Annotated in this window: 11 protein-coding genes and 1 pseudogene; 10 read left to right on the forward strand and 2 right to left on the reverse strand. The window is 50.6% G+C overall.

From position 1 onward, the window contains the following. Window positions 1-87: 87 nt before the first annotated feature. The 8 genes from DXA97_RS21950 (at window position 88) to DXA97_RS05795 (ending at window position 6,516) form a co-directional block, all read left to right on the forward strand. Window positions 88-216, forward strand: coding sequence for a S4 domain-containing protein (locus tag DXA97_RS21950; RefSeq protein WP_347561475.1), 129 nt, complete (start codon window positions 88-90; stop codon window positions 214-216). Next, window positions 201-854 carry a pseudouridine synthase gene (locus DXA97_RS05765; protein ID WP_347561476.1) on the forward strand — a complete coding sequence of 218 codons (654 nt, stop codon included), beginning with the start codon at window positions 201-203 and terminating at the stop codon, window positions 852-854. Before DXA97_RS21950 ends, DXA97_RS05765 begins: the two co-directional genes overlap by 16 nt. 131 nt (window positions 855-985) lie before the next feature. Then, window positions 986-3,049, forward strand: a complete 2,064-nt coding sequence (gene ligA, locus DXA97_RS05770) for an NAD-dependent DNA ligase LigA (RefSeq protein WP_118718883.1) — start codon at window positions 986-988, stop codon at window positions 3,047-3,049. Further along, complete coding sequence (metA, locus tag DXA97_RS05775) at window positions 3,039-3,959, forward strand: homoserine O-succinyltransferase (protein WP_118718884.1); 921 nt, start codon at window positions 3,039-3,041, stop codon at window positions 3,957-3,959. Before ligA ends, metA begins: the two co-directional genes overlap by 11 nt. Before the next feature lie 114 nt (window positions 3,960-4,073). After that, window positions 4,074-4,403, forward strand: a complete 330-nt coding sequence (locus DXA97_RS05780; protein WP_182436810.1) for a GNAT family N-acetyltransferase — start codon at window positions 4,074-4,076, stop codon at window positions 4,401-4,403. Beyond that, window positions 4,372-4,800 carry a hypothetical protein gene (locus tag DXA97_RS05785; protein ID WP_118718886.1) on the forward strand — a complete coding sequence of 143 codons (429 nt, stop codon included), beginning with the start codon at window positions 4,372-4,374 and terminating at the stop codon, window positions 4,798-4,800. The genes DXA97_RS05780 and DXA97_RS05785 overlap by 32 nt, the downstream gene beginning before the upstream one ends. A gap of 184 nt (window positions 4,801-4,984) precedes the next feature. Continuing rightward, window positions 4,985-5,629: a Maf family protein gene (locus DXA97_RS05790; protein ID WP_243107569.1), complete on the forward strand. Its 645-nt coding sequence runs from the start codon at window positions 4,985-4,987 to the stop codon at window positions 5,627-5,629. Beyond that, window positions 5,626-6,516: a GTP pyrophosphokinase gene (locus DXA97_RS05795; protein WP_118718887.1), complete on the forward strand. Its 891-nt coding sequence runs from the start codon at window positions 5,626-5,628 to the stop codon at window positions 6,514-6,516. The genes DXA97_RS05790 and DXA97_RS05795 overlap by 4 nt, the downstream gene beginning before the upstream one ends. 295 nt (window positions 6,517-6,811) lie before the next feature. On the opposite strand, the gene DXA97_RS05800 is transcribed toward DXA97_RS05795, so the two are convergent. Both DXA97_RS05800 and DXA97_RS05805 read right to left on the reverse strand, forming a co-directional pair. Then, window positions 6,812-8,443: an oligosaccharide flippase family protein gene (locus tag DXA97_RS05800; protein WP_118718888.1), complete on the reverse strand. Its 1,632-nt coding sequence runs from the start codon at window positions 8,441-8,443 to the stop codon at window positions 6,812-6,814. A gap of 122 nt (window positions 8,444-8,565) precedes the next feature. Beyond that, window positions 8,566-10,552 (reverse strand): annotated as a pseudogene (locus DXA97_RS05805) (fructose-1,6-bisphosphatase). Between the two features lie 237 nt (window positions 10,553-10,789). Here DXA97_RS05805 and nifS point away from each other — a divergent pair. Then, window positions 10,790-11,974 (forward strand): cysteine desulfurase NifS, encoded by a 1,185-nt coding sequence (gene nifS, locus DXA97_RS05810; RefSeq protein ID WP_118541822.1) that lies wholly within the window; start codon window positions 10,790-10,792, stop codon window positions 11,972-11,974. 94 nt (window positions 11,975-12,068) lie between these two features. Next, window positions 12,069-12,506, forward strand: a complete 438-nt coding sequence (nifU, locus tag DXA97_RS05815) for a Fe-S cluster assembly scaffold protein NifU (protein WP_118706253.1) — start codon at window positions 12,069-12,071, stop codon at window positions 12,504-12,506. The last annotated feature ends 2 nt before the right edge of the window (window positions 12,507-12,508 follow it).

Raw genomic sequence — 12,508 nt, forward strand, 5'->3', positions numbered from 1 at the left:
TGCAAAGAAACCTGTGCAGAAGGTACGGAAAGGGTTACTGTACACTGTTTGGGCAACGCGTGAACAGTGACCGGAAAGGAAGCAAACATGGAAGAAATCCGTTTAAACAAATATTTGAGTGAGCAGGGAATCTGCTCCCGCCGTGAGGCAGACCGCCTGATCGAGGCAGGAAAGGTGACCATCGACGGCCGGAAAGCCAGATGGGAGAAAAAGTAACAGGTCAGGAAGTGATCGTCTGTGATGGAAAGCCGGTTGGAAAGGCGGCGGGCGGCAAAAAAGTAAAACCGGTGCTTCTGGTTGTAAATAAGCCGCGCGGAGTGGTATGCACCACTTCCGACAAGGACCGTGCGGTGAACGTTGTGGACCTGATCCAGTATCCGGCGCGTGTGTATCCGGTGGGACGTCTGGATAAGGATTCCGAGGGACTTCTCCTTATGACGAATCAGGGAGAACTGGCTAACGAGATCATGCATGCAGGCAATTTCCATGAGAAAGAGTATCTGGTCACGGTAGATCAGCCGTTCAATGCCGCATTTTTAAAGAAGATGCGTGAGGGTGTGGAATTAAAGGAGCTTGGAGTGACCACAAGACCATGTCAGGTGGAAGCAACCGGCATGAAATCGTTTAAGATCATCCTGACACAGGGATTAAACCGTCAGATCCGCCGCATGTGCGCGGAGCTCGGCTATCGTGTGGTGACTTTAAAGCGGATCCGTATCATGAACATTCATCTGGGCAAATTAAATACTGGGGATTTCCGCCGGGTAACGCCGCAGGAGATGGAAGAACTGGAATGGCAGTTGGAGCAGGCGCGTCTGGAGCGTGAGGAACTTCTGGAAGGCAGAGACGAGTAGAAGACGAGTTGTTGCCGGACACGCATGCGTGACGAACAGCGACGAAGACAGAATAGAACAACGCCCGATGAAAATGCTGGCGGAAAGATGACAGACCGAAGACATGACAGGAAAAATGGCAGGTGACGAGAATGGATCAAAGAAAGAATGACGATAAGATCACGCGTATGAAGGAGCTGCACCGGCAGCTTTTGGCGGCATCCAGGGCATATTACCAGGAGAGCCGTGAGATCATGAGCAATTTTGAATATGACCGGCTGTACGATGAACTGCTAAAGCTGGAAAAGGAAACCGGCATGGTATTGGCCGGAAGCCCGACCCAGAAGGTAGGTTATGAAGTATTGAGCGAACTTCCGAAGGAGGCGCACGAGGCACCGATGCTTTCTTTGGATAAGACAAAAGAAGTTCCGGTTCTTCAGGAGTGGCTGGGAACCCAGAAGGGACTTTTATCCTGGAAGCTGGATGGTCTGACCATTGTTCTGACATATGAGGGCGGTGAGCTGGTGAAAGCAGTCACTCGCGGCAATGGCGAGATCGGTGAGGTCATCACCAACAATGCGAAGGTATTTTCCAATGTGCCGCTTCGGATCCCGTATCAGGGACAGCTGCTCCTTCGCGGGGAGGCAATCATCAAATATTCGGACTTTGCACGCATCAATGAAGAAATCGAGGATGTGGATGCGAAGTACAAGAATCCGAGAAACTTATGCAGCGGCTCTGTGCGTCAGTTAAACAATGAGATCACGGCGAAGCGGAATGTGAATTTTGAGGCATTCATGCTGGTGCGGGCGGTAAATCCGGCGGATACGCAGGCACCAGATGCAGCAAATGCAGATGGCGTGGATGCAATTGTGGACGATGGAACAGATCATGGTCGTTTCCACAATTCCCGCAAAGAGCAGTTCGAGTGGCTGAAGACACAGGGCTTTGATGTGGTGGAATACAAGGAAGTGACGGCTGCCACACTGCCGGATGCAGTGGCAGAATTTGCCGAGGCAATCCAGAGCTATGATATCCCCTCTGACGGTCTGGTACTTCTGATGGATGACATTGCCTACGGCGATGCGCTTGGCCGCACAGCAAAATTCCCGCGCAATTCCATTGCTTTTAAATGGGCGGATGAAATCCGCGAGACCACGCTTCGGGAGATTGAATGGAGTGCATCCCGGACCGGTCTGATCAACCCGGTGGCGATTTTTGATCCGGTGGAACTTGAGGGGACCACGGTAAGCCGGGCCAGCGTCCACAACATCAGCATCATGGAAGCGATGGAGCTGGGGGTAGGTGATACCATTACGGTATACAAGGCGAACATGATCATTCCGCAGATTGCCGAGAATTTAACCCGCAGCGGAACTATTGTGATTCCGAAGATCTGCCCGGTCTGCGGCGGCGAGACCCAGATCCGCCAGATGAATGATGTAAAATCCTTATATTGCACGAATCCGGACTGCCAGGCAAAGAAGATCAAGAGTTTTTCTCTGCTGGTGAGCCGTGACGCGTTAAACATTGACGGCCTTTCCGAGGCAACCCTGGAGAAGTTCATTGCAGCTGGGTTCATCCACAGCTATGCCGATATCTTTCATCTGGACCGCCATCGTGAGGCGATTGTTTCGATGGAGGGCTTTGGCGAAAAGTCCTACGAGAATCTGATGGCAGCCGTGAAAAAGGCTTCCCACACCAATCTGGTCCGTGTGGTTTACGGCATTGGTGTGGCAGGCATTGGGCTGGCGAATGCGAAGATGCTGTGCCGGTCTTTCGACTATGATTTCGAACGGATGCGCCATGCCACGGAGGAAGAACTGACTGCGATTGATGGAATCGGCGCAGTTTTAGCCGATGCGTGGATCGCATACTTCGCATCTGAGAAAAACGCAAAGCTGGTGGATGATCTGCTTGCAGAGCTTACCATAGAGAAAGTTTCGGAAAATACAGAGGCAGCGATATTTGCGGGGATGACTTTTGTCATCACCGGAACGGTAGAGCATTTTGCAAACCGGAAGGAACTGCAGGCGGCCATTGAGGCACGCGGCGGAAAAGCGACCGGTTCGGTCACCGCAAAGACTACGTATCTGATCAACAATGATGTGACTTCGAATTCGTCAAAAAATAAAAAAGCAAAAGAACTGGGAATTCCGATCATTTCCGAGCAGGATTTCCTGAACATGATGGGGGAAGAAAATAATGCCGATTAAAGTACAAAATGATCTGCCGGCCAGAGCCATTCTGGAATCGGAAAATATATTCGTGATGGACGAGAACCGTGCGATGAGTCAGGATATCCGTCCGCTTCAGATCCTGATCTTAAACCTGATGCCGATCAAGGAGGATACGGAAACCCAGCTTCTTCGGGCACTTTCCAATACACCCCTGCAGGTGGACTGCACCTTTTTGATGCTTTCCACGCACGTTTCCAAGAATACCTCGGCCAGTCATCTGAATAAATTCTATGTGGCGTTCGATGAGATCCGCCGTCAGAAATTTGATGGTATGATCATCACCGGGGCACCGGTAGAAAATATGGAGTTTGAGGAAGTCAATTACTGGGACGAGCTGACGAAGATCATGGAGTGGAGCAAGACCCACGTGCATTCCACCCTTCATATCTGCTGGGGAGCGCAGGCAGGTTTATATTACCATTACGGTATTCCGAAATACAAAAGAGAAAAGAAATTAGCAGGAATCTACCGGCACAAGATCTTAAACCGCAAGATCCCGTTAGTCCGCAGCATGGACGATTACGTTATGGCGCCGCATTCCCGCTATACTGAGGTGCGCCGGAAAGACATAGAAAAACATCCGGAGCTGACGATTGCGGCAGAGTCCCCGGAGGCCGGTATTTTCCTGGTACTTAACAATACCGGAAGCCAGATCTTTGTGCAGGGGCATCCGGAATATGACCGTATGACCTTAAACAACGAATATCATCGTGATTTAAAAAAAGGACTGCATCCGGAACTTCCATGCAACTATTATGAGGACAATGACCCGTTCAATATTCCGGTCCTGTCCTGGAGAAATGCCTCGAATACCCTGTATGCAAACTGGCTGAACTTCTATGTATACCAGACAACCGATTACATTCTGACAACCGATGAAGAGTAACGGTAACGGTTCACCGGCAGGAATTTTCGAAAGGGAAGATTTCATGTGATATCGTTTGGAAAGCAGATGTGTTTCCAAAGTATCACTGAAAACGAGATGGAGGAGGATATGCCGATGAGAGTGTTTCTGGATCAAGGGGAAAAGAAAGAAGCGCTTTGGAAACTGATTCCAAAGCGTTTCCGTTTCCAGCCAGTCCGTCTGCTTGGATGTGAGGCAGACAACGGGGTACTGGCTGGAGAAACAGTTCTGGAAAAAACAGGGGCGGATGTAAAGCTTTTGTGGCTCTGGGTGGAACGCTCATTCCGGAAACAGGGAGCAGGCACGATGCTTCTGGATGCTGCGGTCAGTCTGGCGAAAAAACTGGGAGCAGAGAGTCTGGTTACCGACTACCAGGCTACGCAGCAGGAGAGTAATGTGGGAAGAACTGGACGGGCCGCTGGATGAATATCTCTGGTACCACATTAGGGGAGTACAGGGAAAGACGGGCGGCAAGAATCTGGAGAAACGTCTCGAAAAGGCAGACCAGGCAGCACAGTTTGCACAGTTTCAGGCACGTCAGGCGAGTGTGCAGACGATCCTGGATATGAAGAAGCTGTCAGCGTTTGCATTTTTGCGCCAGGAGATGCAGGATACCGCAGACTGCCTGAACATGGGATTTTATACAATGGGAGACCAGGAGTTTAAAGAGCTTTATGAAAGCCGGAAACGTTATTTTGAATCTGCGGATCTGGCATGCAGGGTGATCCAGGAACAGACTGAGCAGGTGAAAAAGGAGCAAGGATATGCCTGGTCATCAAGTCAGATGCAGGCAGGACTCCTTGCGATTGTAACCTCGTTCTAAATAAACCGTCATGCGGTATCTGACTGATTAACAAATGAACAAAGAGACTGTGGTTGGAGCCTATTTACAACCATCAAGTGGTAGGAGCAAAAAACCAATCCACAGTATCTTAATAAGAATAGCCTAACCTATAGAAAAGGTAAAGAATGGCTATGACTATATAATACGAGGAGACAAAAACAATATGAAAACACAGATGGAGAACTGTTACCCGGCTGTGATCCTGGCATCGGCATCCCCGCGCCGCCTGGAGCTTTTGCGTCAGGCGGGCATAGAGCCGGTGGTAGAGCCGAGCCATGTCACGGAGGTGATCCGCAGCACAAAGCCGGATGAGGTCGTGATGGAGCTTTCCAGGCAGAAAGCAGAAGACATTGCTTTCAGACATACCGGTGAGAATGCTGTGGTGATTGGCGCGGACACTGTGGTGGCATTTGACGGAAACATCCTCGGAAAACCGAAGGATGAGGCAGATGCCATCCACATGATCTCATCCTTTCAGGGGAAAATCCACCAGGTATACACAGGCGTGACCCTGGTATTTTGTGGAAAACCGGGAGAAAATCCAAGCGAGCAGTGGAAAACCATAACCTTTGCGGAAAAGACCGATGTACATGTCTGCCCGATGACAATGGAGCAGATCAAAGCATATGTCAGAACCGGGGAATCTATGGATAAGGCCGGGGCCTACGGGATTCAGGGACGTTTTGCGGTCTGGGTAGAAGGAATCCGGGGAGACTATAATAATGTGGTCGGGCTTCCACTGGGGCGCGTCTGCCGGACACTGCTTGAAAATATAGCAACACAGGAACGACATCAGGAGAATCTATGATCAAGAAAAAAGATTTTTTGAAAGAATATAACATTGAAAAAGAAACCCTGAAAAAGACAGGGATGAAGTGGGAAGAGCTGAATTCCATTTACGACAGCTACTGCCGCATTGAGCCGCAGTTAAAGAAGATCGGCAAGGATTTCGTTAACGATTATCTGTATGACATTGAGAAAGCAGGGATTCACTCTTACCGCTATCGGACCAAAAAGGCAGGGCATCTGCTGGAGAAGATCATCCGCAAAAAGAGCGAGCAGCCGGACCAGTACAAATATATCAACCGGAAGAACTACTATAAATATATGACGGATCTGATCGGAATCCGTGTCTTCTTCCTTTACCGGGAGGACTGGATCTATTTTCATAATTACATTACTTCGGTATTTGAGAATGATCCGGCCAATTATATTGAGGACCGGCTTCTGGACTTCGATGATGACCCGGACCATTACTACATCGCAGAACGGCCGAAGGTCTACCGCAGAACCGGCGATACCCGCATTTACGATAAAAAACTGATCGACATCAAATCGGACGGCATTTATCGTTCCCTGCACTATATCATCAAATACAAGGGTTACTATGTGGAAATCCAGGGCAGAACCCTGTTCGAGGAGGGCTGGAGCGAGATCGATCACGATATTGTGTATCCGTATTATCAGGACGATGAAATGCTTTCCGATTTCTCCACGCTGTTAAACCGTCTGGCCGGTATGGCAGACGAGATGAGCTCCTATTTCCGCCGCATCAAGCAGCAGCGCCAGGAGCAGCTGGAAAGCGAGCATGCGGAGAAAGAAGCGCAGAAGAAGCAGGAGCTGGACCAGCAAAAGAAGCGGGAAAAGCAGGAGCAGAAGAAGGCGGCTGCCAAAAAAACGGAATCGCCGAATTAAACAATATCGCACAGTAACAAATAGAAGGTCCGGGCGTATACGAGTCTGACTTCCTCCATTTTCACATATCGTTGTTCGCTTGCTTTCGCTGACACATGTTCGCCTGCATCGGATTTACATCCGCTGCAATCGGACATGTGTCCTCAAGAGGCGAAACAACTGATATGCTGAAAATTTCAGAAGTCAGACTCATACACGCCCTACTTTTTTGGCTCCGCTGCGTACGAAAAAAACTGCAACCATCACTAAATTGGCGGGGCGGGGGCTTTCGGACTTACTGTGCGATAATGTCGTTTCACCGCCTTAAAATATGTGCGTAGAGCAGCAAAAATCCGTAGCAGAATGAGAGCAGCAGAATCTGGAGTGCGGTCTTGATAAAGAGCGGCATACTCCCGGCAGTTTCCGGCAGCAGGCCGGACAGGGCATAATGGATGCCGGTTGCCAGAAATAACAAAAGAGCCGGTTTTAAGATCATGTCCCAGGCGCTCCAGGTAAAGGCTACCCGCTTTTTCAGGGAGTACAGGTGCATCAGCGCCAGAAACAGTTCACTGGCGAGCATTCCGCAGAGATAGCCATAGATTCCAAAACGCGGGATCGCAGCCAGTACAAAGAAGAGGCGCAGGAGCATGGATGCTGTGTTCTGCAGAAAGGTAATGCGTGTACAGCCGAGTCCGTTTAAAATGCTGCCCATGGTCGTTGCGAGGTAGAGGAAGGGGCACAGCCAGGCAAGAATCTGCATATAGCGTCCTGCGTCCTCATTTTTAAAGACGCTGTCGCCGAGCGGAACGCCAAACAGCACAAAGATCCCAATGCAGAGGATGCCCATATAGAGACTGTAGCGCAGGGCCATGGCTACACTCTGGGCGATGCTTTTTGTCCGCCCTTCTGCCTGGTCCTTTGCCACGCTGGGAAGAAGGAGCACGGCAATGGAATTGGTGATGGCAGAGGGAAAGAGGATAAAGGGCAGGGCCATGCCGGTCAGGACGCCGTAAACAGAAAATGCCCCGGCATCACTTAGTCCGTATTGCTGGAGACGGTTAGGAATCCAGACTGCTTCGGCTCCGGCCAGCAGGTTTAGAACCAGGCGGTTTCCCATTAGCGGCAGGGCCAGTGCCATGAGAGGGAGAAAGCAGGAAGCGGAAAACGGAGCGGTATCCTGTGCCGGAGGTGAAGCTGTGAAGCAGGAGGACGTTTTGTCTGCCAAAGGTGCAGACTGGGATGCGTCAGGAGCTGCCTGTACCGGAGCTGGAAACACGGAATCGGAGTTTTTTCGTGTCCCTGCCTGCGGTGGAAACAGCAGCAGACACAAAAAATTAAAGGAAGCAGCCCCAATCTCACCGATCAGATGCCCGTAAACAGCCAGGCGCACGGTGATCTCCTGACCGGTCGCGGTGCGCTCTGTGGCGATCAGAAAAACGAGAGTCATCCGGACAATCTGCTCTGCAACCTGCGAAAATGCCGGTACTTTCGATTTCTGGGCGCCGTAGCAGTAGCCGTTGGCGCAGGCATGGAAGGAAGCGAAGGGCAAGGAAAGTCCCATGACGGGAAGATACGGGCTGCAGCGCGGCTCCATGAGGATGCGCTCCGCAATCCAGTCCGGATAGCGGCAGATCAGAAAGGCAAGAAGCCCGGATAACAGCATGGAAACACACAGGCCGGTGCGAAACACGCGGTGTCCTTTTTCTTCGTGGGCAGCTATGTACTGGGAAAGCGCAGTCTGGATCGCGCCGCCGCAAAGCGCAAAGCAGATCCCGTAGACGGGATGAACCATGTTGTAGATGCCGAGTCCTTCGGCACCGATGGTGCGGGATAAAAAAATACGGTAGAAAAAGCCCAGAAGCCGGCAAAGAAACCCTGCTGCGGTAAGCAGCAGGGTGCCGGTGAGAAAGGCGCGTTTTTTTTCGGAAAGACCGGAATAAAAAGACATAAAAGCAGCCCCCGGCCGGAAATCTTATTACAGGATATGTAAGTCCTGCGATAATCAGAACCGGGAACGGGGCTGCCTTTTTGGAAGATCGGATCAGAACCGGGGATCCGGTCGGGGTTCGTTTAGTTTTTTACATACCGCTCAACCAGAAGTCCGCTGTGGTAAGCCATGAGAAGCTGCTCCAGATCTGCAATCTTTTCGCGGAGCACGGCACCGGTGTCGGTATCGCCTACCAGCTTTCTGCGGTCTGCATGGCGGACGATGACGCTGTCGGAATGAATGTCAATCTCGCGCTCAATGGCTGCTTCCGTAGATTCAAACGGCTCTAAGGCAGACAAGATCAGACCATAGGAGTTGTAGGTTAAGGTATATCCGGCAATGCCGGTCTCTTTCTGGTATGCCTTAGAGAAGCCGCCGTCGATGACCAGGATCTTGCCGCCGCATTTGACCGGGCTCTCGCCGTTTTTCGAGCGGACCGGAACATGACCGTTGATGATGTGGCTGCCGGTCTCCGGAAGACCGAATTCGGTCAGAATGTGGTTCACCACGGTTTCATTTTCCAGATATTTGTAGTACGGATTCTTCTTTTCCGCGTGGGTCTCTTTTTCTGCCAGGAAGTAGCGCTCAAAGGTAGCCATCTTATCTTTACCGAAGAGAGGTGAATCCTTATTCAGCCAGATGTACCACATGATGTCGCGTCCAAGGCGTTTTTCGCGATCGGAAACACCCATGAAAGCCTTGCGGATATAGCTTTCCAGAACGTCGTAGAGTGCCCTGCCGTGGAAGTAGGAGCCGTTGATCTCTACCTCCTGGAAGGTTCCGTCTGGATTTAACGGGATGCAGCCATGGTAGAGCAGGTTCCCGTTGTAGATCTTGTAGAGACTTCCCTTAGCCAGCAGGAATCTGACATGCTGCTGGAGCTTTTCACAGTTTAAGAATGCCTTGCTTAAACGATCCATGATATCAGCCTCGATCGGGGTGTAAGCGTATGGATCCTTCGGGTCGATGGTCGGGAAGTTGTTGTCTAACAGGGTGTAGGTGTGCGGAGTCAGGTTACCCTTTTCATCCGGCATGTCCAGGGTGATGGTGCCGTGCTCGTAGTCGATGCGGTGCAGCAGGTTGCGGTGCTCCATGTGGTATTCCGGATGCGCCTTAATGAGCTGTCCCTCTGCCTTGAACTGGATGATGGAGATGGCCTTGTGCATTTTTAAGTTGACCTCTACCTCGTACTGGTTTAACTCGTTGGAGCCTTTTAACTTAAAGCAGGTACACGGGTCATCGCTGTAGGTGTTTAAGGCAAAGGTGGCAAGCGGCAGCAGGTTGATGCCGTAGCCATCCTCTAAGATGTCCAGATTTCCGTAGCGGGCACAGATACGGATGACATTGGCAATGCAGCCAGGCTGGCCAGCGGCAGCGCCCATCCACAAGACGTCGTGATTGCCCCACTGGATATCTACGGAATGGTAGCTCATGAGCTTGTCCATGATCTTGTGCGGACCCGGGCCACGGTCGAAGATATCGCCCACGATATGTAAGTGGTCAATGACCAGACGCTGGATCAGCTGGCTCATGGCAATGATGCATTCCCGGCCGCGCGACATGAATGATCGTGTTGACGATCGCATTGTAATAGGAGGCCTTGTCCACGCTGTCATCTTTTTCAGTGATCAGCTCCTCCAGAATGTAGGCGAAATCCGGTGGCATAGCCTTGCGGACCTTGGAACGGGTATACTTGCTGGCAGCCCGCTTGCAGATCTCGATCAGGCGGTACAGGGTGATGCGGAACCACTCATCTTTGTCTTCCGTGACCTTTAAGATCTGGTCCATTTTTTCCCTTGGGTAGTAGATCAGTGTGGCAAGGGTCCGTTTGTCCTTGTGGGACAGGGTATTTCCAAATACCTCATTGACCTTGCGGCGCACGGATCCGGAACCGTTCTTCAGCACATGGGCGAAAGCTTCGTCCTCCCCGTGGATATCGGTCAGAAAATGTTCCGTTCCTTTTGGCAGGTTTAAGATTGCCTCCATGTTGATGACTTCGGTAGAAGCGGCTGCGATCGTGGGATACAGGTCCGCGAGACGCTCTAAATAACGGATTTCCGGATAATTCATAAAAACCCTCCTTGTGAAAGAACATATTATATAGTAGATTATATCATAGATAAAGAGAAAAGCCGGGAATCGGATTGTACTTTTTCGGAAAATCGAGAAAAATTTTCATAAATTCATCAATTCCTATTGAAATACTATGAAATAAATACTATAATAAGCCTGTCATAAAGACATGCTGGCTGGCATAGCTCCCAGCTGGAATTTTATGTATATTTTCCAGAAAGGTGGATTTATATAATGAAGAAAACAATCTATTTGGATAATGCGGCAACAACCAAGACCAGACCGGAAGTCGTAGAGGCTATGCTTCCGTATTTTACCGAATTTTACGGAAACCCGTCCTCAATCTACAGCTTCTCCGACGAGCCGAAGAAGGCAGTCGCAGCAGGCCGTGAGGCAATCGCAAAATCAATCGGTGCGAAGACCAACGAGCTGTATTTCACCGGCGGCGGCAGCGAGTCCGACAACTGGGCATTAAAGGCAACCGCAGAGGCATACAAGAGCAAAGGCAACCACATCATCACCAGCAAGATCGAGCATCATGCAATCCTGCACACCTGTGAGTGGCTGGAGCAGCACGGCTATGAGGTTACTTACATCGATGTAGACGAGAACGGTGTATTAAAGCTGGATGAGTTAAAGAAGGCCATCCGCCCGACCACCATCCTCATTTCTGTTATGTTCGCAAACAACGAGATCGGAACCATCCAGCCGATCAAAGAGATCGGTCAGATCGCAAAAGAGCACGGTATCCTGTTCCACACCGATGCGGTTCAGGCATACGGACATGTGCCGATCAATGTTGACGAGTTAAACATCGACATGATGAGTGCCAGCGGCCACAAGATCAACGGACCGAAGGGAATCGGTTTCCTCTACATCCGTACCGGTGTGAAGATCCGTTCCTTCATCCATGGCGGTGCACAGGAGCGCAAACGTCGTGCAGGTACCGAGAACGTTCCGGGTATCGTAGGCTTTGGCAAGGCAGCTGAGATCGCTGCAGCAAACATGGAAGAGCGTTCCAAGTACGAGAGTGAGCTGCGTGATTACCTGATGGACCGTGTCATTGCGGAGATCCCATATGCACGCATCAACGGCGGCCGTGAGAACCGTCTTCCGAACAACGCAAACTTCTCCTTCCAGTTTATCGAGGGTGAGTCCATGCTGATCATGCTGGACGATAAGGGCATCTGCGGTTCCAGCGGTTCCGCATGTACCTCCGGTTCCCTGGATCCGTCCCATGTGCTTTTAGCCATCGGACTTCCTCACGAGATCGCTCACGGTTCCCTGCGCTTAACCTTAAGCGAGGAGACCACCAAAGAGGATATCGATTACACCGTAGAGAGCTTAAAGGCAATCGTAAGCAGACTGCGCAGCATGTCCCCGCTGTATGAGGATTTCGTAAAGCACCAGGCAAAATAAATAAAGGCCTGTCTTAGAAATAAACGTATTAGCCAGACAAAAAGGCCGTGACCATAAGAACCCTGGTCCGGCCTTAGAAAAGGAGATAAAACATATGTATTCAGATAAAGTAATGGATCATTTCCAGCATCCGAGAAATGTAGGCGAGATTGAGAATGCCAGCGGTGTCGGCACCGTCGGCAACGCAAAGTGCGGCGATATCATGAGAATTTACTTAGATATCGACGACAATGGCGTGATCCGTGACTGTAAGTTCAAAACCTTCGGTTGCGGCGCTGCAGTAGCAACCAGCAGCATGGCAACCGAGATGGTAAAAGGAAAAACTATCCAGGAAGCACTGGAAGTAACCAACAAGGCCGTTATGGAGGCTCTGGACGGACTTCCGCCGGTTAAGGTACACTGTTCTTTACTGGCAGAGGAAGCCATTCATGCAGCTCTGTGGGATTATGCTGAGAAGAACGGCATCAAGATCGAAGGATTAGAGAAGCCGAAGAACGATATCAGCGAAGGCGAAGAGGACGAAGAATATTGATC

The organism is Clostridium sp. OF09-36 (assembly GCF_003481985.1).
Classification (GTDB): Bacteria; Bacillota; Clostridia; order Lachnospirales; family Lachnospiraceae; genus Brotaphodocola.